We start from the raw sequence: 22,115 nt of genomic DNA on the forward strand, positions 1-22,115 counted from the left end.
AATGCCCCCTTTATTGTGTTAACAGCGCCTTGATTTCTTGTTTTAATGCGTCGTCGTTGATGCCTGTCAGCAGGGCGGCGCCGTTGAGCGTCGGGATGCCATAGTCACTGTGCGTACGCATGGACGTTACGATGAGATCCATACCGTTACAGTTCAACGGGATCTCATTCAGACAACATTGCGCCGTGGTTGCCGCAATGCCTTGCTCCGCAAGAAAGTTCTGCAGTTTTTGTGCAATCATGGTTGATGTCGACATGCCGGTACCACATGCCACAAGGATCTTTTTCATCATGGTCGTGCCTCTTGTGTAGCGCCTGTTTCAGGCTCAATGGGAAACTGTTCTGGCGACATATTGGCCAGCGCAGTCAGTAAACGGATACAATCAGCCAGGTCGCGCAGGCTGGCGACTTCGGCTGGCGAATGGGTATAGCGGCAGGGAATAGAAAGACTGGCGCAGGGAATACCGTCCAGTTCAACCTGAATGTAGCCGGTTTCGGTGATGACGCCTGGCGCGACTTCTCGCTGTACGGGAATATTATTTTCGTGCGCGGTGGTCTCCAGCATCCGCAGCAAACGCGGCGGCGTAATCAGTCCCGCCAACGTACCGCGTCCGTGATAGTTCAGACAGGTGATGCCGACGCCGTGGTTGACCCGCACATCTGAGTAATCCTGCAGGTCAGGCGTGTCGCAGGATGGGGTGATATCAATACCAATCGCCAGGTCGGGGCGCACGCGTCGTAAAACGGGAATAATGCCGCGAATATTGAACTCTTCCTGTACCGACGCGACCAGGAATACCGCGATATCGAGCGGTGTGGAGGCGAGGGCCTCGGCGACGCCCAGTAGCGCCGTACACCCCAGCCTGTCATCCAGCGCCTTACTGCATACCAGATCGTTGCCCAGACAGTGCGGCGGGTTGTAAAGGGTTACTGGCGTCCCCACCTGAATACCCATTCGTTCGGCATCCGCTTTATCTTTTGCGCCGATATCAATCCAGAGTTTATCGAGCGCGGGAGGTTGGGTTCGCTCGTCACCCTTCGCGAAGTGATATGCTTTAATACCGATACAGCCCATGATATCGCCTGAACGTCCGGCAAGCGTCACAACCGAACCGGGCATAGTAATTTGCGCCGGACCGCCCACGCGTTCAAAACGTAAAAAACCGGAGGGTTCGATCTTGCGTACCATAAAACCCACTTCATCCATATGCGCAAAAATCATCAGGCGAAGCGCGTCGGATTTGTCGCTGCCATAACGGGCGACGACATTGCCCAGGCGATCCCGCCAGACGTCTTTGGCCTGCTGTTCAAACGCGTGCTGCATAACGTTTGCAATACTGCTTTCATGTCCTGAAATCCCGTTTAGCCGCAGTAAAGAAAAAAGCGTTTCCTGCACAGAAAAGGTCATTGGCGTCTCCGTGGTGATAAAACAATCAGTCGTTGAGCGTTTTATAGGCGGAGAATGGTTGGATAAGTGTGAAATGTGTCACGCGGAAATACGCTAAATATGGCCAATAAAAAATAATGTGATGGCGATACAATAAAAACGCTCATATCACCTGCGGGTTATCGGTAAATCAGGCTATTTATGTGATCACGACCAACAACGAAGAAGGGCAACGCGATGGTGGAAATTATTCCTGTTAGCACGACGCTGGAACTACAAGCGGCAGATGAAAGTCATGTTCCGGCGCTGCACCAACTGGTACTCAAAAACAAAGCGTGGCTACAACAGTCGCTCGACTGGCCGCAATATGTCACGTCGCAGGAGGAAACGCGTAAGCATGTGCAGGGTAATATACTGTTGCACCAGCGTGGTTACGCCAAAATGTACCTGATTTTCTGCCAGAATGAGATGGCGGGCGTACTCTCATTTAATGCCATCGAACCGATAAACAAAGCCGCCTATATCGGTTACTGGCTGGATGAGTCCCTCCAGGGACAAGGGATAATGTCGCAATCATTACAGGCGCTGATGACACATTATGCCCGGCGCGGCGATATTCGGCGCTTCGTCATTAAATGCCGCGTTGATAATCAGGCCAGTAACGCAGTCGCACGGCGCAACCATTTTACGCTGGAGGGCTGTATGAAACAGGCAGAGTATCTTAACGGCGACTATCACGACGTTAATATGTATGCCCGCATTATTGATGCGAATTAAAGGGAACCGACTAAGGGGGTACGCGTAATACGATCCTCGCCATTGATCACTTTTGGGCCGCGCAGGTGAATAGTATTGTCGTCAAAGGCTATCACCGCCGCCCGTCCGCTAATCTCGACCTGGCGCTCAATCAGAATTTCGCCCTGTATACAGGCATGGCCTTCAATCAGCACGCGGTCGTCCAGTAAAATCGGGCCTCCGCGTACCTCAGCATGTCCGCCTACCAGCACATGATGTTTTAACACACAGTTGCCTTCGATTAACGCATGTTCCGCTACCTGCGAGCTGTAGCGAAGGGTAGGGATCGCATCTTCCTCTGTACCGGCGATAACCCGCGCATGGCCATAGACTTTGGCGCAGTCACAGATCCAGACATTATTGTCTTTGTTGCCTTCGATGAGCGCGAAATCAAAGACCTCCGCCCGGTGCTCAATAAAAGCGTGTGTGATAGTGGCGTCGCCATAAAGCTGTACCTGATGGACAATCCGCGAATGGTTCACAGTGGCGCGATCGTAAATTTGTAAAATCTGCGCATGTTCATGCGTTAGTCCCTGAACGGCGAGAATTTCTGACTGGTTTAACACGCGGGCATCGCCATAAATCGCACACCCTCCGCGCACGGAAGAGGACTGAATGGTGACGTTGTCACTTATCCGCGCACCATCGCTGATATCAGCGCGATCAATCCAGACGTTATCGCCTATTCGCACGTTATTGTAGAGCGTGCACGGCTGCGTGATACGCGCGTTACCCGTAATTTCCGTGCCCGCAAAGGCCATCGCGTTTTCATCATAAATCCAGCAATCCCCCTGTTGTGACAGCACATTATCGGCATCAACCCAGCCGCCGGAGGTTCCGGCTTTAACATCGTTAAAATCCGTTACGGCAATAACTTGTCGTAATAAGACGCTTTTCTTCTCACCGTCTACCTGATAAGTAAAAGCACGAGGTTCTTCACTCAGTCGATATTTGATCATAGGGAAATTCCGTGTGAACGATTAAGATAACCGTAGCAAAGGTACTGGCGAAACAACCAGAAATTCCATAAAATGCATTTCAAATATACTTTATAAATTAAACAAAATGCGTAATCACAAGCAGAGCGATCGCGTGCTCAATCTGCCTGCGGGCTATTTTGGCATCGTCCTTGGCACTATCGGTATGGGATTCGCCTGGCGTTATGCCAGCCAGATATGGGGAATAAGCCACTGGCCCGGCGACATCATGGTGATCCTGGCGATGATTATTTGGGCACTCTTGACCCTGGCGTTCCTTAGCCGTCTGGTGCGCTTTCCCCATAGCGTGATGGCTGAAGTGCGACATCCGGTAATGAGCAGTTTTGTCAGCCTGTTTCCCGCCACCACGATGCTGGTCGCGATCGGTTTCGTTCCCTGGTATCGCCCGTTGGCCGTTGCGCTATTCAGCGTGGGGGTCGTCATACAACTGGCGTATGCCGCCTGGCAGACGGCGGGACTTTGGCGCGGAGCGCATCCGGAAGAAGCGACAACCCCAGGACTTTATCTGCCCACGGTAGCGAATAATTTTATCAGCGCTATGGCCTGTGGAGCGCTCGGTTACAATGATGCCGGACTGGTGTTTTTAGGCGCAGGCGTCTTTTCGTGGTTAAGTCTGGAGCCGGTTATTTTGCAGCGACTGCGTAGCTGCGGCGAATTACCGGCGGTGCTGCGTACGTCGCTGGGTATCCAACTGGCGCCCGCGCTGGTCGCCTGTAGCGCCTGGCTGAGCGTCAATGGCGGGGAGGGCGACACGCTGGCGAAAATGCTATTCGGCTACGGTCTGTTACAGCTTTTATTTATGCTGCGATTAATGCCCTGGTATTTATCACAACCGTTTAATGCTTCCTTCTGGAGTTTTTCGTTCGGCGTTTCCGCGCTGGCGACCACGGGGTTACATCTTGGTCACGGTAGTGAATCAGGGCTTTTCCATATTCTGGCCGTCCCGCTGTTTATTTTCACTAACGCTATTATCGCCTTATTGCTGGTTCGTACATTTCTATTGCTGGTGCAGGGGACGTTGCTTATTCGCACTGAGCGCGCTGCACTGTTGAAAACGGAGGAAAAAAATGACCGTTCGTGACGAAAATTATTTTACTGAGAAATACGGATTAACCCGCACGCATTCGGATGTGCTGGCGGCGGCAAAGGTTGTCGCGCCGGGCCGAACGCTGGATTTGGGATGTGGCAATGGCCGCAATAGTCTGTATCTGGCCGCGAACGGTTATGACGTTACCGCGTGGGATAAAAATCCGGCCAGTATGGCTAACCTTGAGCGTATTAAAGCGGCAGAGGGGCTGGATAATCTGCAAACCGACCTGGTCGATCTGAATACATTGACCTTTGACGGCGAGTACGATTTTATTCTCTCGACGGTGGTTATGATGTTTCTTGAGGCGCAAACCATTCCCGGTTTAATTGCCAATATGCAACGCTGCACAAAACCCGGCGGGTATAATTTGATTGTTGCGGCAATGGATACGCTGGACTTTCCCTGTACGGTGGGATTCCCGTTCGCTTTTAAAGAAGGCGAATTACGCCGCTATTACGAAGGATGGGACATGCTGAAATACAACGAAGATGTCGGCGAGCTTCACCGCACGGACGAAAACGGCAACCGTATCAAACTGCGCTTTTCTACGATGCTGGCGAGAAAAACGGCCTGAGCGATGCAAGTTCTGTAAGTCTCGCAGCGTTCGGCATTTTTTTGTCGGGCGCCGCGTTCAAATTGTGCTGTCGTTACCATTTTTAGTGCATCCAGAATGATTTCGTTTTGCTATTATTTCCTTTGCATCATTGCGAAGACTAAAGGGATCGTTTCATGCGTACTCATACTTTATTTAAAGTTGCAGTGCTTACTGGCTTGCTGGCGTTATCCGGCTGTGCGTCTAAAGTCACACAGCCGGATAAGTATTCTGGATTCTTAAAAAATTATTCGGACCTGCAGGAAACTACCTCCGCCACGGGGAAACCGGTGTTGCGCTGGGTAGATCCACATTTCAATGACTCTAACTATGACAGTATTGTTTACAATCCGATAACATACTATCCCGTCCCCAAACCAACGACCCAGGTCGGGCAGCAAGTTCTTGATAAACTGCTGGCTTATACGAACACTAAAGTAAAATCAGCAATTGAACAGCGCAAACCGCTGGTCACGACGCCAGGGCCGCGCAGTTTGATTTTCCGCGGGGCGATTACGGGCGTGGATACCAGCAAAGAAGGGCTGCAATTCTATGAGGTGATCCCTGTAGCGCTGATTGTGGCGGGCACGCAAATGGCGACAGGCCACCGGACCATGGATACCCACCTCTATTTTGAGGGTGAGCTGATAGATGCCGCGACCAACAAGCCGGTCGTCAAGGTAGTACGTCAGGGTGAAGGTAAAGACCTGAGCAATTCCAGTACGCCAATGGCGTTTGAGACGTTGAAACAGGTCGTGGATGATATGGCGACGGATACCTCTATGTTTGACGTTAACAAAAAATAATTCTCCGGCGCCATCGCAAGATGGCGCAAACCCCGGCAGATTAGCGGTCGCCATCAGCCAGACAACGATGGGCGGCGCGTTCTCGTTAATACTGCGTAGCCTATCCCGCCAGCGATCAACCCCCAGAATGCCGATCCGATGCCCATCAGCGTTAGCCCGCTGGCGGTGACGAGAAATGCGATAACTGCCGCGTCACGCTCACTTTCGTGAGTAAGCGCCTGATACAGGCTACCGCTAATCGTACTTAACAGTGCCAGACCAGCCAGCATTTGCACCCAGCTAACCGGCAGGGCGACCATCAGCGCGGTTATCGAACCGCCAAACCACCCGGCAAGTAAATAAAAAACGCCTGCGGCGGCGGCCGCTAACCAGCGACGCGTTGGATCGGGGTGCGCGTCCGGGCTTTGACAAATGGCGGCTGTAATGGCGGCAATGCAGATAGAATAAACGCCAAATGGCGAAAGCAGCAGCGCCAGCAATCCGGTAAAAATCATTAACGGAGAGACAGGAAGCTGATAGCCAGACGCCTTCATTGTGGCGACGCCGGGGGCGTTTTGCGATGCCATCGTCACCAGGAAGAGCGGTACCGCGACGCTCAGGCTTTGAGCGAATGAAAAGTGGGGGGGAACGACGGTGGGCCACACCGGCGCGAAATGAATACCGCTCATCGCCACCTTACCCTGGATGAGCGCCACCGTTATTCCCATCACCATGGCAGCAATAACGGCATAGCGGGGCGCGAATACTTTAAAGAGTAGCCACGCCAATAGCATACCGCCGCACATGACAAATTCTCCATTGAGTGTCCCGAACGCCTGCAGGCCGAAGCGTAGCAGTATTCCCGCCAGCATTGCGGCGGCAAGAGAATGGGGGATTATCCGCATCAAACGCGCAAACAATCCCGTGACGCCGCACAGCACAATCAGGGCATTGGCGACAATGAATATGCCCACGGCATCTGGCAACGATAATCCCTGAAGCCCTGTCACCAAAAGGGCGGCGCCAGGCGTTGACCAGGCGGTTAAAACCGGCGCACGATACCACAAGGTTAACGTTAGTGTGCTTATGCCCATGGCTATACCGAGGGCGGTCATCCAGCCGGCGATCTCTGCGGGTGTTGCGCCAGCGGCAAGCGCCGCCTGCCAGATAATGGCGGCGGAACTCGCATAGCCGACCAGAACGGCGACCAGACCAGATAATACAGTAGGTAACGGGAGTGATAACAGACGCATGATCGCCTCTTGTGCGTTATAACGGTCAGTCAATGTAGCATTGTGCGTTATAGCGTACAAGTGATACGCTATGGTCTTACAGGGGGGGAAAATGGATAACCTGACACACTATCTGGCGACCACGTTAAGAACGTTACGCCATCAGCGAGGCTGGAGTTTATCGCGTCTGGCAGAGATCTCCGGCGTCTCAAAAGCCATGTTGGGGCAGATAGAGCGTAATGAATCCAGCCCGACAGTCGCAACGCTGTGGAAAATTGCGACGGGCCTGAACGTTCCATTCTCAATGTTTATTTCGCCGCCGCAGGCCGAATTTCCGCCAACCTTCGATCCCCAGCAGCAAGCGATGGTAATTACACCGCTGTTTCCGTGGGACCCTGAACTCTGTTTTGACTATTTTTCCCTATTGCTGGCGCCTGGCGCGGTCAGCGAATCAGCGCCGCATAAAGCCGGCGTTATCGAACATGTGGTGGTGATTCAGGGTCGGCTGGACATGTGTACTGGTGGGGTATGGCAAACCATAGACGCCGGTAAAGGTTTGCGTTTTGCCGGCGATACGGCGCATACCTATCGCAACAGCAGTGACCAGACGGTTCATTTTCACTCGCTGATCCATTACCCGCGTGATTAAGCGGGAAAACTATTTCGTTAGTTTGCGCTTCTGACTACAATAGCCGCCATTTCGCTGCTATTGGATAAGAAAGACTGTATGCGCCAGCAACCTCACTATCTCGAATTGTTAAGTCCGGCCCGTGACGCCGCAATTGCTCGCGAAGCGATTTTGCATGGCGCAGATGCCGTCTACATCGGCGGACCCGGTTTTGGCGCACGTCATAACGCCAGTAACAGTCTGCGCGATATCGCCGATCTGGTCCCGTTTGCTCACCGTTACGGCGCCAGGATTTTTGTCACGCTGAATACTATTCTGCATGATGATGAGCTGGAGCCCGCGCAGCGGTTAATCACCGATTTGTACAACACCGGGGTGGATGCGCTGATTGTGCAGGATATGGGCATTCTGGAACTGGATATCCCGCCGATTGAGCTTCACGCCAGTACACAGTGTGATATTCGCAGCGTGGAAAAAGCGAAGTTTCTTGCCGATGTCGGTTTTTCACAGATTGTACTGGCGCGCGAGCTTAATTTGAGTCAGATAGCGGCTATTCATCAGGCTACTGACGCCACGATTGAGTTCTTCATTCATGGCGCGCTGTGTGTCGCTTATTCTGGACAGTGTTATATCTCTCATGCGCAAACCGGGCGCAGCGCCAATCGGGGCGACTGTTCGCAGGCCTGTCGTTTACCGTATACGTTAAAAGACGATCAGGGGCGGGTGGTCTCTTACGAAAAACATTTGCTATCGATGAAAGATAACGACCAAACGGCTAACCTCGGCGCGTTGATCGATGCAGGCGTACGTTCCTTCAAGATTGAAGGGCGCTACAAAGACATGAGCTATGTCAAAAACATCACCGCGCATTATCGTCAGATGCTGGACGCGATTATCGAGCAACGTGGCGATCTGGCGCGTGCATCGGTTGGTCGGACCGAGCATTTTTTTGTTCCCTCCACGGAGAAAACCTTCCATCGCGGCAGCACCGACTATTTTGTTAACGCGCGTAAAGGTGATATTGGCGCATTTGATTCACCAAAATTTATTGGCTTGCCGGTAGGCGAGGTGCTGAATGTGGCGAAGGATTATCTTGACGTAGAAGCTACGGAGCCGTTGGCGAATGGCGATGGTCTGAACGTGTTGATTAAGCGTGAAGTGGTAGGTTTTCGCGCCAATACGGTGGAGAAAACCGGTCATAACCGCTACCGCGTTTGGCCAAATGATATGCCTGCCGACCTGCATAAAGTCCGTCCGCATCATCCGTTGAATCGTAATCTGGACCATAACTGGCAGCAAGCGCTGACAAAAACCTCCAGTGCGCGCCGTGTGGCGGTTGATATCATGCTGGGCGGCTGGCAGGAACAGCTTATTCTGACGCTGACCAGTGAAGACGGTGTCTGCATCACGCATACGCTTGACGGGGTATTTGAGGAAGCCAATAACTCTGAAAAAGCGTTGAATAACCTAACAGCCGGACTGGCGAAGCTGGGACAGACGCCTTACTACGCGCGTGATATGCAGGTGACATTACCGGCGGCGTTGTTCGTGCCAAATAGCCTGCTCAATCAGTTCCGTCGGGAGGCGATTGATATGCTTGACGCGGCGCGGCTGGCCCATTATCAACGAGGTCGTCGGAAACCCGTGGCGCAGCCTGCGCCGGTCTATCCGCAAACGCATCTCAGCTTTCTCGCTAATGTCTACAACCACAAAGCGCGGGAATTTTATCACCGTTACGGCGTACAATTGATTGATGCGGCCTATGAGGCGCATCAGGAGAAGGGCGAGGTACCGGTCATGATCACCAAACACTGCCTGCGTTTTGCGTTCAACCTTTGTCCTAAGCAGGCGAAAGGAAATATTAAGAGCTGGAAAGCCACGCCGATGCAGTTGGTGCATGGCGATGAAGTACTGACGCTAAAATTCGACTGCCGCCCTTGCGAAATGCATGTCATTGGCAAAATTAAAAACCACATCTTAAAAATGCCCCAGCCCGGCAGCGTTGTCGCTTCAGTGAGCCCTGAAGCGCTGATGAAAACGCTGCCGAAGCGTAGGGGCGTTTAATTAACGAAAATAGCTCTCTGGTTTGCGCGATTTCTGCCAGTTGTGGTGCTCGCGCAAGCCTTCCGCGGATTCTTCCGCTGCCGCCCGTAATTCATCACTGTCGGGTTCGTGTCTAAGCTGGTGCCCTCCCGTCGCAAACCATACGAATGCGTGGTCTTGCTGTTTCGCCAGTAACTGGCCTGAAAACAGCGCACAGGTCAGTAAAACTACTGATAACGTTTTTGTAAGCATCATGCCACCTTCCAGTTACGTCGTGAGGCTATGATGCCAATAATTTCTTTGAGTTATTATTCAACACTTCAAATTAGCGAAAACGGTTTGTCAATAAGTGCGATAAGTTGTATGAGAAAATATACTTATAATCAGTATCTCAATTATAAAAATAACGAGCCAATTCGTTCCATGCGAAATTCATTATTTCCTGGAAGTATATTTTAAAGGTATTGTATTAGATGGTTTTGGTATTGCCAGGGGATTGTAAGCCATAATAATTTATGGTGTGGTCAACTCTGGTGATGAGCCTCATTTTTTGTTGTTTCAACGAGTGAAGATAAATCTTCAGAAAAAAGGCTGTTATGAACTTGTAGCGCTACATATTCAGCAAGATCGTTTAAACATAGCAGGTCATGAGAGGAATTTTCCTCAAGCATATTCATTAATATCTCATTCTTAAACAAACATGAATAAACTAGTTGAGTAACTGAACTTTGTGTATGATTTGGCTCAAATATTGCGTTCGTTAAGTTAGTATTCTCAATAACCTTTGCGGCTATTTTATTTTTGATAGCGTCGTCAATAGCTGTTACACCTGCCTGGGCGATGCCCAGATTAATCCTGGAGGAGATAGCGGCTTTTCTTTCCTGTTCCTTCCAGTCACATAAATTACCCTTTTCTGCCATGGCGATAAGCGTCTCTTCTATATTTTTTAGGTCAACGGGAAATGTTATACCGCCGGATAGCGAGAGTAGTAACCGTTCAGGGAACAAGCAACATAGCGGTTCACAAACATAAGTGCTAGCTTTTATATTAATATCAGAATATCTTTTCAGGTGGGCAGACTGAGTATCAACACAGAGAACTGTTCTATTCATTATCTCATAATAGTAGTGATCCTGACGTATCATAATGCATAACGGAATATCTTCGCCATCTTTAATACAGAGATTTGTATATTGACACTCAGCATCTTTATAGTGCTGAAAATGGAAATTTCCTCTGCATGACGGCGATGATAATTCATATAACGCACAAAATAAATCAAATAAACGTTGCGCGTCAGGCGGAGAGGCAACATCACATAATTCCTTTATATATTGATCGGCAGTGGATCTTTGCGTGTCACAAAAAAAATCTTTAATCTTTTCCCATAGTAACGTAAAGAAGGAGCGTTGAGAGATGGCACTTTGGGAAAACATCTCACTTTTTAGAAACCCTCTCCCGATAGTAATTGGCATAATGTAGACCACAAGTGATTATATGAGACTTCATTACTGGAATAGGTGGTATTCGAAATATTATCCCATGTTGCCATCGGTTTGCCTATCGGTGAAACACCTGATTTTTGCTTTGTCCTGAACCGTCAACATTATTGTTCAATTGTTCAAATCGACCCGTAGATTTAGTTATGCCCACGCCTCCTGGCCATGAAATATGTCAGGTAAAACGAATGAAAGTAAAACGGTTTTATTAATTCTCACATCATCATGTACCATGAGTAATGATTAATTACGCGCTATATTATTTTTAGAGAAAGTAAATAGTTGCTCAACCGTGTAGAAATTGTCTTATAAGAAGTTAAACTAAAAGTATTATTAGGCTAACAACAATGAGATATTTAGCGGCAGGGCAGAAGGCCAATACTGATAGCACTTATGATATAAATACCTTACTCTTTAGTTTTTGTCTTAATTATATTTGTTGTAACGATTAGCTGACGGGTTTATTTCCAGTTGGGTGATAAGACTATAAAAACCTGCGAGGAGGCTCAAAATGAAGAAATCAGATGGTGAAATTCACGAAAAGACAGCATCCTGGGGCATTTTGCAGTCAGAATGGCTAAAAAAATGTGGACGGCTATTATTGCTGTTACTTTACCGCTTCGTTATCGGATGGGCTTTTTTTCAGTTACTCGCCATGATTGTGGCAGGGATATTTTTGTTAGGCGTATTATTATTTCATCCCATAATATTTGTACAGACTATCGCAATCACTGAGAAGTTAAATCATGCTTCGCTTGATTTATGGCATATCCTTAAGTTATGCCTGTGGCATTACGGTATCATCGCAGGGTTTATTTTTATGGCGGAGTGTACGTTAAGTAAAAGTATACGGCAGGTTCAGCGCTTGTCCAAAAAGTTTGGGGCGCAGGATTTTTCTTCACGCCCGTGATCCGCCGCTGCAACCTGCGTTCTTACTGAATAATGGCTATGATCAGCAGACCGAATTATCTCGGTTCGAGGGGGATTCTATGTGTTTGCACAACTGCGGTGAATCGTAATTTCAGATGCATTATCGCCGACAATTGACGCGTTCCTCACTAATTGCCTTCCTGACTATATAGTGGTCTTATCTTTGACAAAACAATGTTATTTAGTTATGGAAGGCGACAACAACTGTACTACTGATTATCAAATGACCTTTCTGGTCAGGTAGACTCGCCTTTGTGAAAACACATCGTTATCTGTGCTCCTGGGACTCACTCCCTTGCCGCCTTTAAGCAACTCGAATTATTTTGGGTATAGAACAGGCGGCGTCATGGTCGTATAAGCAAAATATAACCTCTCCGTTTGTGATAAGGCACAGATTACAGGGGGGAATGATGTTTATTTTAACCATCTGTTTAAGCGCTGTCCGCTAATCTTTACCTGCTCAAATACATAATCACCCCTGTGACTCTCGCGAGGTGTAACATATGGTAAAATGCGTATCTTCTTTCCTCCTGTTCAGCCTGTTGTCCGTTCAGGCAATGTCAGCTGAAAACCATATTGATCTCCACCAGCCAAAAGACTTTGTCGATATTACTACGGTCGCCCCCGACGTACAGGTAGACATGCGATACTTCACTTCCCATAACTTTATTGGTCGCCCCATTAAAGGCTATAACGCGCCTGTTTGCCTGTTAACACAACCAGCCGCGAACGCAGTGAAGCAGGTCGCCGATCGTTTACGCCCCTTCGGACTTACCTTGAAAATATATGATTGCTACCGTCCGCAAAGCGCAGTGAACGACTTTATCGCGTGGGCCAAAGATCCTTCTCAAAACCAAATGAAAAACGAATTTTATCCGCAGGTAGAGAAAAATCGTCTGTTTGAGGAAGGTTATCTTGCCGCCAGATCCGGCCACAGTCGGGGAAGTACGCTTGATCTAACAATTGTTCCACTCGACAGTAAAATACCGATATACCATCCCGGACGACCACTGGTGAATTGTACTGCGTCCGCGGCGCAACGTTCGCCAGATAATAGTCTGGATTTTGGTACCGGCTTTGACTGTTTTAGTCCGTTATCCCATCCCGATAATGCCATGCTTACCGCTCAGCAACGCGCAAATAGGTTGTTATTACAAACATTGATGCGTGATGCGGGCTTTACGCCACTGGATACTGAATGGTGGCACTTCTCCCTTACTCATGAACCATACCCGAACACCTGGTTTGACTTTCCCGTTAAGCAGAGACCCTGAAACGGCGTTTTGTTGCGAAATCTAATCATTACGCCTGTTGGAAAGCACCATAACAGTTAGCAAATCATTGTTAATTTTAACAACTGATATACACTGCGGTTGCCACCTGCAAGCAGCGCTCAATGAGAACGAATAATGAAAAAATATCAACGTCTGGCGGAGCAAATTAGAGAACAAATCGCCTCTGGCGTTTGGCAGCCCGGCGATCGATTACCCTCGCTGAGGGAGCAGGTCGCCAGTAGCGGCATGAGTTTTATGACTGTCGGTCATGCGTACCAGTTGCTGGAAAGTCAGGGACGGATTATCGCCCGTCCGCAATCCGGTTATTATGTCGCGCCGCATCCGGTTTGTCGGTCAGTCGCGACGGCAGCGCACGTTATTCGGGATGAAGCCGTAGATATCAATACCTATATTTTTGAGATGCTGCAGGCCAGCCGTGATACCTCAGTGGTGCCCTTTGCTTCAGCGTTTCCCGATCCGCGCCTGTTTCCCTTGCCGCAATTGAATCGCTCTCTGGCGCAGGTCAGTAAAACCGCGACGGCAATGAGCGTCATCGAAAACTTGCCGCCAGGTAATGCAGAATTGCGCTATGCGATAGCACGCCGTTACGCGCAGCAGGGGATTACCGTTTCTCCTGACGAGATTGTCATTACCGCTGGCGCGCTGGAAGCGTTGAATCTTAGTTTACAGGCGGTGACGGCGCCGGGAGACTGGGTGGTGGTGGAGAACCCCTGTTTCTACGGTGCGCTACAGGCCCTGGAGCGATTGCGCCTGAAAGCGTTGTCGATACCCACCGATGTCAAAGAAGGTATCGATCTTATGGCGCTGGAACAAGCGTTACAGGAATATCCGGTGAAAGCGTGCTGGTTAATGACCAACAGCCAGAATCCGTTAGGGTTCACGCTGAGTGCTGAGAAAAAAGCGCGGCTGGTCGCGTTACTCACGCACCATAACGTGACGCTAATTGAAGACGATGTTTATAGCGAACTCTACTTTGGCCGCGAGAAACCACTGCCCGCCAAAGCATGGGACCGCGACGATACCGTGTTGCATTGTTCGTCTTTTTCCAAATGTCTGGTTCCCGGTTTTCGCATTGGCTGGGTTGCGGGAGGAAGCCATGCCAGACAAATTCAGCGTTTGCAGTTAATGAGCACATTATCCACCAGTTCCCCCATGCAATTGGCGTTAGTGGATTATCTCTCGACACGTAGATATGACGCGCATCTGCGCCGATTGCGAAGGCAGCTTGCCGAACGTAAACAGCAAGCCTGGCAAACCCTTTTGCGCCATCTCCCGGCGGAAGTAAAAATTCACCATAACGATAGCGGTTATTTTCTTTGGCTGGAGCTACCTGAGCAGCTTGATGCCGGTGAACTTAGCGCCAAAGCGCTTGAACACCTTATCAGTATCGCGCCGGGGAAAATGTTTTCAACGTCCGGCGCCTGGACGCGTTTCTTTCGTTTTAACACCGCATGGCATTGGGGAGAACGGGAAGAACAGGCCGTAAAACAGCTTGGCAGCCTGATTCGCGAGATGCTGAGCGCTAAAAGCCTTGTGTGAGGTGGAATGCGTGTCAGCTCACAACCTGACTAAATTTCCCGAGTGTGCCGGGTGAGCATCTGGCGCGCCGTCTATTTTTAGGAAAGCGGCGGCCCGTTCGCCGGAAATCGATTAATGACGATATGGGAAAATGCTATGCAATATCAATTACTGATTAATGGCGTGCTGGTGGACGGCGAGGGAGAAAGGCAGTCTGTTTATAACCCGGCGACAGGCGAGGTCATACTTGAGATTGCGGAAGCGTCGCCCGCGCAGGTTGACGCCGCAGTGCTGGCCGCCGATAGCGCGTTTGCCGAATGGGGGCAGACCACACCCAAAGCACGGGCGGAATGTCTGTTAAAACTGGCGGACAGCATCGAGCAAAACGCCCTTGAGTTCGCCCGGCTTGAATCGCAAAACTGCGGTAAGCCTTTGCACTGCGTAATTAATGATGAAATTCCGGCAATCGTGGATGTCTTTCGCTTTTTTGCCGGCGCGGCCCGTTGTTTGAGTGGGCTGGCGGCGGGCGAATATCTGGAAGGACATACGTCGATGATCCGCCGGGACCCGATTGGCGTGGTTGCCTCTATCGCGCCGTGGAATTATCCGCTCATGATGGCGGCCTGGAAGCTGGCGCCAGCGCTGGCGGCAGGTAACTGCGTGGTGATTAAGCCTTCTGAAATCACGCCGCTGACGGCGCTTAAACTTGCCGCGCTGGCGAAGGATATCTTTCCGCCGGGGGTGCTCAATGTCCTGTTCGGACGAGGGCAGACTGTTGGCGATGTATTGACCGGTCATGAAAAAGTACGCATGGTCTCTTTAACCGGTTCTATCGTGACCGGGGAGCATATTCTGCGCCATACTGCGCCAGCGATAAAACGTACGCATATGGAACTCGGTGGTAAAGCCCCGGTGATTGTTTTTGATGACGCCGATCTGGATGCGGTGGCGCAGGGCGTCCGGACTTTTGGTTTCTATAATGCCGGACAGGATTGTACTGCGGCGTGCCGTATATACGCGCAGCGCGGTATCTATGATGCGCTGGTCGAAAAGCTGGGGAACGCGGTGAGCAACCTGAAAATGGGCGCGCCGGAGGATGAGTCGACAGAGCTGGGGCCGTTAAGTTCGCTGGCGCACCTGAAGCGCGTCACAGCGGCTGTAGAGGAGGCGAAGGCCCTCAGCCATATCCGTGTGATTACTGGTGGAAGTCAAACGGAAGGTAAAGGTTACTATTTCGCTCCGACGTTGCTGGCAGACGCAAAACAGGAAGATGCCATCGTGCAACGCGAGGTGTTCGGCCCGGTGGTCAGTATAACCGTCTTTGATGATGAAGATCAGGTTCTGAGGTGGGCCAACGATTCTCGCTATGGTCTGGCATCCTCCGTCTGGACTCAGGACGTCGGGCGGGCGCACCGGCTTAGCGCCAGATTGCAGTATGGCTGTACCTGGATTAATACCCATTTCATGTTGGTTAGCGAAATGCCGCATGGAGGGCAAAAACAGTCGGGATACGGCAAAGATATGTCATTGTATGGTCTGGAAGACTACACCCTTGTCCGCCACATCATGGTTAAGCATTAAGGATCATTTACTGTTCAGAAAAATCGTGAAAAAATAGGCGGGTGTCGGCGGAGAGGGGGACCTCCCCGCCAACATGCGCAGCAAGTACTCAAAGGTTGAACACCTCAAGCAAACCAGCCGAATCTCAACGAGATCAGACCCAAAAGTCCTGCAGCAGCAAAGACATTAATCAGCACGACGGTTTTACTGGAAACATTCATTTTCGCCACCTTTCATCATAACCCCTATGGGTATAGTACGGGTTGGCGAGATCCGCAATAATACGTAAACAGGATATTCTGTGAGCGGAGCCGTGCATTGAGAACGTTTTGCTGTCAAGGCTGATAAACCTTGATGTGTGTCAAATAAAAAGAGCATATTGCGCGCGTTTTTTCCTCTGGTTGGCGCGGATGCCTGATATGACCCTCTTTCAAAAGATATTAATTTTTTACGCCGTCATGGCGGTGATATCATCCCTGATCACCTGGTTTTTGACTCATGACAAAAAACGAATTCGTTTCCTGAGCGCCTTTTTGGTTGGCGCGACATGGCCGATAAGTTTCCCCGTCGCATTGCTGTTTTCGCTTTTCTGACCTCAAGCCCGATACAGGTTACCGGGCATGGTTTTTCCGCCAGGTCAGGCTATCAGGGCAATTAATTGCGCTCTGTCTACGTCGGTAACGTCCTGCGGATGCCGATATCCTGCGTTCTCATTGGCCAGGGTATACAGCGCAACAAGCCAGTCATAGACATAGCGGCTGGCGGCGTGAACGGGCTGTTCGTCAAGCTTTGTTAGACGCAACATTGTCGAACGCGGTGTTGCGGCGAAAATGGCTGCGCCTTTCTGAACGCGGCTGGCCGGGCGTTGGGCCTCCTCGATATTGGCGTAGCCGAGCCAGGCGATGAAGTTACCAATGATGGCATGAAGCTGCGCGCCGCTAACCTCCTCGCGCTGCATGGTTTTCTGTAACTGCTGAGGTAAACCGAGGCGATAGCTGGCGGTAATTAAAATCTCCGCCACGGCGTTGAGCATCTGCGGTTCCAGTCCCAGACGCTGCGCATTATCCCGGCAGTGGGCCCACTGGCGCAGATGATTGATCCACATTTTGTGCGCCTGGTAGCCTGTTTCATGACCTTCTGACGCTGAAGCGCGCGTTGGTTCGTCGGCAAAGAGATCGATCGCGTCATTAAATAAACCGCTGACCTGTTCTTCTCGCGACTGTCGGGTGCGCAGCAACGCTTCGAAATTCTGTACCGGCGGTAACAGCCCGGCCAGCAGGTCGCCATGTCTGGCGGCCTGGGCCTGAAGACGCCGGATCACGGTTTCAACCGGTAGCCGCGCGTCATCAAACATCGGTAACAGATCGCGCACGCGGCCTCGCAGTTGTTCGCGTAACGCCTGTAAGCGCGCCTGTCGCTGTGGTGCCGATGTCGCCTGCGATAACCACTCCACCAAACGCTGCATACTGTGTTTATCCAGCGCCTGCAACGTTCCCCAATGCACGCCAGGTTTACCCATCAACTGCTGGACGGCTTCATCCAGATTTTGCTGGGTGGCAAAACGGGCATCCTGTGGAGTAATAGCCCAGACGACGCCGGGTAACGCTGATTCATGCTGCGGCTGCGTGGCGTTAACCCACTCCAGTAAGTGACGGGCGGCGGCGGATGTTTGCGAGCGAGATGCCAGAGCATTGCAAATCACCAGAACATCGGGCTGTACCTGCTGACGGTAATGGGCCAGCATCCAGCCTAATTTCGCCCGCCATAACGGATGAGGATGACTGTCTGGCGCGACCGGAATATCCAGTAAATCAACGTTATCCAGTACGCTGTTTTCAACGGTTAGCACCAGTTCGCGGGTAAGCAGCGCCAGAGAATCAAGCGAAAGGCTGACCGCATTGAGCAGTCGGCCTTCCTTAACCGGATGCACCACCACATCGCTTTGCGTATCGCTGGCGGTTAGCGCCATTTGCGTCAGGAAGTTTTCCGCCGGTAAGCCAAAATGATCGACCAGCAGGCTGAGCGGCGCCGCCAGTTCCCCGGCATGGCCGGTTTGTTGCAACATATGCGCCAGCGCCAGCCATTGCTGGGTGATCTCCGGCTGCTCTCCCCACAGTAATGCCCAGGCGTGCGCCCGTGTCGTGAGATCCAGCGCAGGCAAGAGCGAGGCAAAGTGTTGCCATGTCGCATCATCAATATGTTGTCTGGCGGACGGAAGACAAGAGCGCCAGAAACTCGCGATGGTCGCTACCTCTTCAGCGGTAACGCCGGGGACGGGCTGCGGTTGGCGAAGCGATTGCCATTTCTCCAGGCGTGATGTGATAATGGATTTTTCGACCTGGCGACAAACGGGGGACGAGCTGGTCCAGGCAATAAAGATCTGCACCAGTTCGGCTTCACTGATCAAGCGCAGGCGCAACGGCCAGCCGCTCTCGTTTGAAAAAATGTCGCGCGTAAAGCGAATAGCCATATTCGCTGGCGCATGACCCGGATTGATGTGGCTGAAATAATCATAGTCACGGTCCGGCGTGATAATTTCCAGCTTGCCATTCTCGTTACCGCATAGCGTCGTTAACAGATGCGCTTTTGCGGATTGCGCATACCCGTACAGACCGACGCAGCCATGTGATGCGCAGGCGGCGTTGAGCGCTGACTCATCCGCCGCGGCAAGCGTAAGTTGCGCCAGCAGAGCGTCGGCTTCGTCATCCAGTCGCGTTGCGTAACGGCGCGTGTTGTTAACCCACTCGATAACAGCCTGGGTGGCGTTTAACGGTTTTGTCATTTCAGGTATACACTCCCGCTATCTATCCAGTAGTGGCTGCCGCTGTGGCGACGGTCAGCCAGCGTATTCAATTTTAATGTCAGCGCATCGGCGGCGACCGGCGTCCCGTCCTGGAGCCAGGCATCACTTAATATGAACGATTCCGGGGCGCTATCTTTACTACTGCCGCGTAATTTCAGTCGCACATTCAGTACGCCGTCGCCAGCGATGGTTTTCGCCAGTTCGGCGGAATTAATGCTCAGGCAATAGAGTGGGGTTGCCGGCCAGCGACTGTTCGCCAGTTGACGAAAGCCCAACGTCACGTTGCCGCGTAGCGGAAAATGCAGGCGAGCGTCCAGCGTCGCGCCGGGTTTATCCAAATCGATCTCGTGATACCAGATGTTTTCATCGCGAAGGGTATTAACGGTATTATCCAGTACGCCAAGATAACGCACAGTCGAATACGCGCCGATATCAGCCGCTTTAAAATTGAAACGCGGTAGACGTAAGTCCAGCGCCAGGCTGCATAACATCGCGCCCACCGCGGCAGTGGATTTTGGATTACCGATACGCCCTTGTTGACTGAAGGGATACCATTCATGTACCTGATACTTATCCATCCACACAATGCGATTAACCGGCACCGGTTGTAAGTGCCGGATGAGCGCCTGTACGCCGGGTAAGCAGGTCGGTCTCCCCGTCACCAGCAAGATATCGCAGTGATAGTGGGATATCGCTTCGCAGACCGCATGAAGCGGCGTTGTCAGCGTAAACTGACCGGCCAGCAGAGCCTCCTGAAGCTGGCTAAACTGGATTTGCAACGGCACATTGAATATATCAAATGTCGGCGAACCAGACGGTAAGGCATGATCGATCGCCTGCTGGATATAGTTCATCACGTTGCTCGTTGGGCGGCGGATCAGCAGATCGCCAAATGTTGCATGTAAACCAGCAAACGGATCGTTAATGTCGCTTTGCTCCCAGGCGGAAAGTACCGCATGGCCCAGCGGCATAAATAATTGCAGCGCCGTTTGCTGGCGCAAAATGGCCTGAGTATCAATTCGTCCCGAATCGCCAAATAAGGTCGCCAGCAGGGCGGCGGCATCCGTAACGCCTGCCCGTTGCAACGCCGTTTGCAGGGAAGGGAGTACACAGCGCTGAATGATATCCAATAGCAGATCGTCCCCGGCGACTTTAAAACCTTCGCGAAACAGGAGATGAGGCGTAATTTTTACATTGGCCCCCACGCCGTCATCTAACTGATAGTGAACGATCGCCATATCCGTCGTGCCGCCGCCGATATCAATCGATGCCACGCGCAACGCGCGCCCGGGGACGACGCCGGGTTCAGGCTGGCGATCCGGTCTGGCCAGCGCATTAAAAAAGGATTCGGTACGCCCGGCGTAATGCGAAATGGCTTCGTTATAAAGCCATACCAGTTGGCCGCAACTTGCTTCGTCCCATTCCATCTGTATTTCTGGTACCGGCACCACGCTTTTTTCACGTTGCTTAGGCGTGGTGAAATCCTCATCCTGCGGATGCCAGCCCATGGCTTTCCAGACCAGCGCCAGCGCTTCAAACATTCGCTGGCGGAAAATTTCTCGCTCCTGTTTCGGCATGGCGGAAGGCAGCGTTAAAATCAGGGTGCGTAGCTGGCGCGGCGAGGCGGGAAAGCCGAGCCGCAGCCGGGTGGCGACGCTGTTAATTTGCCCCAGCGCCTGAGCCAGAATTTCGCACAACATATGCGTCATCAAGGTGCTACGACTGTATTGCGGCGAAAAAACCGGTAGCCTTTCTTCATGCGGCAGGCGGAATAACGGCTGTCCGTCATCGTTCATCAGATTCATCAGCGGAAACGCGGTGGCAAGCGGTTCGCGCTGCGTTTTACCGTGGATCTGGCTAAAACGCCAGTCTTGCAAGGCGGGGGTTTCATCCCACAGGTAGCGGCGCGGGCTGGAGATACCGCTGCTGCCTTCGGTGCCCACACGCTGCATAGCAAGGGCGCGAGCCTCGTCGCCCACACGCACAATGGAAGGCCAGACAAAAGCGTCGTCTCGTCCGCTTTCGACAGAAAAGTGCTGCTTGCCAAAGCGCGCTTCCGAGAATTCTACCCGGCTGGTAAATAAAGGATCGTTCAGATACTGCGGCTCGCTTAAAGAACGTACCTGAAGCTCTGCCGTCTGGCGTAACCCGTCATTCGCATCGCCATGATCCTCGATCAAGACGCCGCAGGTATGCGTATTGCCGACATCCAGAATCAGATCGACCGGGATTGCGGGCGTGCTTAACGTATGTGTCACAAACTTCACTTCCGGCACCGTAAGCTGTTCGCCTAACAGCGTCAGTAAATTCAACCAGTGCGCCTGATACTCAAAGCTACGCAGCGCTTGTTGTATGGCCTGTTCCGGACGGTTTTCCACCTGTGAGGCATACTGAAGAAACGACTCGCGCAGCCAGCCGTCAATCCATGTCTGGTCAAGAAAATCGGCAACTTCTTCATCGCGCCAGGCGAGCGCAAAACGTGTGCCATTGAGCAGATCGTTTTCGCAAGGCGCCAACGCCGCAGGCATATTTTTGGCCAGTTGACTGTCGAAGGCGAGGGTGATGCGGTGTGTGTTTCCGGCGCTATCTGGCTCGCTGAGTTTACGTACCTGAATGCGCGCCCAGTTATCCGGCCCGTCAATAAAGGTACGCGGCGGATTAAAACGCAGGAACGGCAGGGGGAGCCAGATTCCGTCGAGTACATCCAGAGAATAGTGCAGAGTCTGAGTGCTTTCCGGTTTCACGACTTCGGGTTGGCCGCCAGCACGTCCAGGCAACGTGTAGCGCCCGCTGGTCAGATCAAAATCGAGGCGCAGTAGCGGGCCGTTTGCCGTTTTGCGCACAAAACGTCCGTAGTGGGCCGACTCTTGCGGCGTTAAGCCAAAATCAAGAAACTGGACGCCGCTGTTTGCAATGAGCGTGACGCTCTGTTTGTAATCACACAGATTGACCAACATAAAA

General features: G+C 51.6%; 20 protein-coding genes and 1 pseudogene. 12 read left to right on the forward strand and 9 right to left on the reverse strand.

Annotated features, from left to right (window positions below; translation table 11 throughout):
* Positions 1 to 10: 10 nt before the first annotated feature.
* A complete protein-coding gene (gene sgcB / locus NA986_RS03810) occupies positions 11 to 292 on the reverse strand; it encodes a PTS sugar transporter subunit IIB SgcB (RefSeq protein ID WP_000976134.1) in 282 nt (93 codons plus the stop codon).
* Positions 289 to 1,407 carry a M42 family metallopeptidase gene (locus NA986_RS03815; protein WP_000144626.1) on the reverse strand — a complete coding sequence of 373 codons (1,119 nt, stop codon included), beginning with the start codon at positions 1,405 to 1,407 and terminating at the stop codon, positions 289 to 291. The genes sgcB and NA986_RS03815 overlap by 4 nt, the downstream gene beginning before the upstream one ends.
* 216 nt (positions 1,408 to 1,623) lie before the next feature.
* On the opposite strand from NA986_RS03815, the gene rimL reads away from it, so the two are divergent.
* A complete protein-coding gene (gene rimL, locus NA986_RS03820) occupies positions 1,624 to 2,163 on the forward strand; it encodes a 50S ribosomal protein L7/L12-serine acetyltransferase (protein WP_023216865.1) in 540 nt (179 codons plus the stop codon).
* On the opposite strand, the gene ydcK is transcribed toward rimL, so the two are convergent.
* Positions 2,160 to 3,140, reverse strand: coding sequence for a YdcK family protein (gene ydcK, locus NA986_RS03825; RefSeq protein ID WP_023216864.1), 981 nt, complete (start codon positions 3,138 to 3,140; stop codon positions 2,160 to 2,162). The genes rimL and ydcK overlap by 4 nt on opposite strands.
* Before the next feature lie 106 nt (positions 3,141 to 3,246).
* Between ydcK and tehA the strand changes: the two genes are divergently transcribed.
* From tehA to NA986_RS03840, 3 genes are all read left to right on the forward strand, one after another.
* The gene (tehA, locus tag NA986_RS03830) at positions 3,247 to 4,260 is read left to right on the forward strand and encodes a dicarboxylate transporter/tellurite-resistance protein TehA (protein ID WP_001244002.1); all 1,014 of its coding nucleotides are present in this window, start codon (positions 3,247 to 3,249) and stop codon (positions 4,258 to 4,260) included.
* Positions 4,247 to 4,843, forward strand: coding sequence for a tellurite resistance methyltransferase TehB (gene tehB / locus NA986_RS03835; protein WP_023216863.1), 597 nt, complete (start codon positions 4,247 to 4,249; stop codon positions 4,841 to 4,843). Before tehA ends, tehB begins: the two co-directional genes overlap by 14 nt.
* Positions 4,844 to 4,998: 155 nt before the next feature.
* Positions 4,999 to 5,667 (forward strand): DUF3313 domain-containing protein, encoded by a 669-nt coding sequence (locus NA986_RS03840; RefSeq protein WP_001259025.1) that lies wholly within the window; start codon positions 4,999 to 5,001, stop codon positions 5,665 to 5,667.
* A 53-nt stretch (positions 5,668 to 5,720) separates the two neighbouring features.
* Here NA986_RS03840 and NA986_RS03845 read toward each other — a convergent pair whose 3' ends face one another.
* Positions 5,721 to 6,899, reverse strand: coding sequence for a benzoate/H(+) symporter BenE family transporter (locus NA986_RS03845; protein WP_023216862.1), 1,179 nt, complete (start codon positions 6,897 to 6,899; stop codon positions 5,721 to 5,723).
* Positions 6,900 to 6,990: 91 nt separating this feature from the next.
* Between NA986_RS03845 and NA986_RS03850 the strand changes: the two genes are divergently transcribed.
* Positions 6,991 to 7,527 (forward strand): helix-turn-helix domain-containing protein, encoded by a 537-nt coding sequence (locus NA986_RS03850; protein WP_000369544.1) that lies wholly within the window; start codon positions 6,991 to 6,993, stop codon positions 7,525 to 7,527.
* 78 nt (positions 7,528 to 7,605) lie between these two features.
* Entirely contained in the window at positions 7,606 to 9,570 is a 1,965-nt protein-coding gene (locus NA986_RS03855; protein WP_198910070.1) for a peptidase U32 family protein, read from the forward strand.
* On the opposite strand, the gene NA986_RS03860 is transcribed toward NA986_RS03855, so the two are convergent.
* Entirely contained in the window at positions 9,571 to 9,801 is a 231-nt protein-coding gene (locus tag NA986_RS03860) for a YncJ family protein (protein ID WP_023216861.1), read from the reverse strand. It abuts the gene before it with no gap.
* Between the two features lie 272 nt (positions 9,802 to 10,073).
* Positions 10,074 to 11,024: an SPI-2 type III secretion system effector SifB gene (gene sifB, locus NA986_RS03865; protein ID WP_001122921.1), complete on the reverse strand. Its 951-nt coding sequence runs from the start codon at positions 11,022 to 11,024 to the stop codon at positions 10,074 to 10,076.
* A gap of 535 nt (positions 11,025 to 11,559) precedes the next feature.
* Here sifB and ugtL point away from each other — a divergent pair.
* From ugtL to patD, 5 genes and pseudogenes are all read left to right on the forward strand, one after another.
* The gene (gene ugtL / locus NA986_RS03870; protein ID WP_023216859.1) at positions 11,560 to 11,958 is read left to right on the forward strand and encodes a regulatory protein UgtL; all 399 of its coding nucleotides are present in this window, start codon (positions 11,560 to 11,562) and stop codon (positions 11,956 to 11,958) included.
* Between the two features lie 32 nt (positions 11,959 to 11,990).
* Positions 11,991 to 12,222, forward strand: a pseudogene (locus NA986_RS03875) (hypothetical protein).
* Positions 12,223 to 12,481: 259 nt separating this feature from the next.
* Positions 12,482 to 13,252 (forward strand): M15 family metallopeptidase, encoded by a 771-nt coding sequence (locus tag NA986_RS03880; RefSeq protein ID WP_023216858.1) that lies wholly within the window; start codon positions 12,482 to 12,484, stop codon positions 13,250 to 13,252.
* A gap of 135 nt (positions 13,253 to 13,387) precedes the next feature.
* Positions 13,388 to 14,812, forward strand: a complete 1,425-nt coding sequence (ycdR, locus tag NA986_RS03885) for a GntR family transcriptional regulator YdcR (RefSeq protein ID WP_000760692.1) — start codon at positions 13,388 to 13,390, stop codon at positions 14,810 to 14,812.
* 114 nt (positions 14,813 to 14,926) lie between these two features.
* The gene (patD, locus tag NA986_RS03890) at positions 14,927 to 16,372 is read left to right on the forward strand and encodes an aminobutyraldehyde dehydrogenase (protein WP_024147236.1); all 1,446 of its coding nucleotides are present in this window, start codon (positions 14,927 to 14,929) and stop codon (positions 16,370 to 16,372) included.
* Positions 16,373 to 16,476: 104 nt separating this feature from the next.
* Here patD and yncL read toward each other — a convergent pair whose 3' ends face one another.
* Positions 16,477 to 16,572 carry a stress response membrane protein YncL gene (gene yncL, locus NA986_RS03895; protein WP_001103198.1) on the reverse strand — a complete coding sequence of 32 codons (96 nt, stop codon included), beginning with the start codon at positions 16,570 to 16,572 and terminating at the stop codon, positions 16,477 to 16,479.
* 198 nt (positions 16,573 to 16,770) lie between these two features.
* Here yncL and NA986_RS03900 point away from each other — a divergent pair, with 198 nt between their 5' ends.
* Positions 16,771 to 16,944: a GhoT/OrtT family toxin gene (locus tag NA986_RS03900; RefSeq protein ID WP_000171943.1), complete on the forward strand. Its 174-nt coding sequence runs from the start codon at positions 16,771 to 16,773 to the stop codon at positions 16,942 to 16,944.
* A 44-nt stretch (positions 16,945 to 16,988) separates the two neighbouring features.
* Here the strand turns inward: NA986_RS03900 and srfC are convergent, their stop codons facing one another.
* The gene (srfC, locus tag NA986_RS03905; RefSeq protein WP_000165632.1) at positions 16,989 to 19,133 is read right to left on the reverse strand and encodes a virulence-associated effector SrfC; all 2,145 of its coding nucleotides are present in this window, start codon (positions 19,131 to 19,133) and stop codon (positions 16,989 to 16,991) included.
* Positions 19,130 to 22,111 (reverse strand): virulence factor SrfB, encoded by a 2,982-nt coding sequence (locus tag NA986_RS03910; RefSeq protein ID WP_000960825.1) that lies wholly within the window; start codon positions 22,109 to 22,111, stop codon positions 19,130 to 19,132. Before NA986_RS03910 ends, srfC begins: the two co-directional genes overlap by 4 nt.
* Positions 22,112 to 22,115 lie beyond the last annotated feature (4 nt).

The organism is Salmonella sp. NW177 (assembly GCF_051811585.1).
Taxonomy (GTDB): Bacteria; Pseudomonadota; Gammaproteobacteria; order Enterobacterales; family Enterobacteriaceae; genus Salmonella; species Salmonella enterica.

Coding starts and splice junctions, on each gene's coding strand:
- ycdR (WP_000760692.1), top strand. CDS start 13,388: ATGAAAAAATATCAACGTCTGGCGGAGCAAATTAGAGAACAAATCGCC.
- NA986_RS03845 (WP_023216862.1), bottom strand. CDS start 6,899: ATGCGTCTGTTATCACTCCCGTTACCTACTGTATTATCTGGTCTGGTC.
- yncL (WP_001103198.1), bottom strand. CDS start 16,572: ATGAATGTTTCCAGTAAAACCGTCGTGCTGATTAATGTCTTTGCTGCT.
- NA986_RS03900 (WP_000171943.1), top strand. CDS start 16,771: ATGACCCTCTTTCAAAAGATATTAATTTTTTACGCCGTCATGGCGGTG.
- tehB (WP_023216863.1), top strand. CDS start 4,247: ATGACCGTTCGTGACGAAAATTATTTTACTGAGAAATACGGATTAACC.
- patD (WP_024147236.1), top strand. CDS start 14,927: ATGACGATATGGGAAAATGCTATGCAATATCAATTACTGATTAATGGC.
- NA986_RS03910 (WP_000960825.1), bottom strand. CDS start 22,111: ATGTTGGTCAATCTGTGTGATTACAAACAGAGCGTCACGCTCATTGCA.
- NA986_RS03880 (WP_023216858.1), top strand. CDS start 12,482: ATGGTAAAATGCGTATCTTCTTTCCTCCTGTTCAGCCTGTTGTCCGTT.
- NA986_RS03850 (WP_000369544.1), top strand. CDS start 6,991: ATGGATAACCTGACACACTATCTGGCGACCACGTTAAGAACGTTACGC.
- rimL (WP_023216865.1), top strand. CDS start 1,624: ATGGTGGAAATTATTCCTGTTAGCACGACGCTGGAACTACAAGCGGCA.
- ydcK (WP_023216864.1), bottom strand. CDS start 3,140: ATGATCAAATATCGACTGAGTGAAGAACCTCGTGCTTTTACTTATCAG.
- tehA (WP_001244002.1), top strand. CDS start 3,247: ATGCGTAATCACAAGCAGAGCGATCGCGTGCTCAATCTGCCTGCGGGC.
- NA986_RS03815 (WP_000144626.1), bottom strand. CDS start 1,407: ATGACCTTTTCTGTGCAGGAAACGCTTTTTTCTTTACTGCGGCTAAAC.
- NA986_RS03855 (WP_198910070.1), top strand. CDS start 7,606: ATGCGCCAGCAACCTCACTATCTCGAATTGTTAAGTCCGGCCCGTGAC.
- ugtL (WP_023216859.1), top strand. CDS start 11,560: ATGAAGAAATCAGATGGTGAAATTCACGAAAAGACAGCATCCTGGGGC.
- sifB (WP_001122921.1), bottom strand. CDS start 11,024: ATGCCAATTACTATCGGGAGAGGGTTTCTAAAAAGTGAGATGTTTTCC.
- NA986_RS03840 (WP_001259025.1), top strand. CDS start 4,999: ATGCGTACTCATACTTTATTTAAAGTTGCAGTGCTTACTGGCTTGCTG.
- srfC (WP_000165632.1), bottom strand. CDS start 19,133: ATGACAAAACCGTTAAACGCCACCCAGGCTGTTATCGAGTGGGTTAAC.
- NA986_RS03860 (WP_023216861.1), bottom strand. CDS start 9,801: ATGCTTACAAAAACGTTATCAGTAGTTTTACTGACCTGTGCGCTGTTT.
- sgcB (WP_000976134.1), bottom strand. CDS start 292: ATGATGAAAAAGATCCTTGTGGCATGTGGTACCGGCATGTCGACATCA.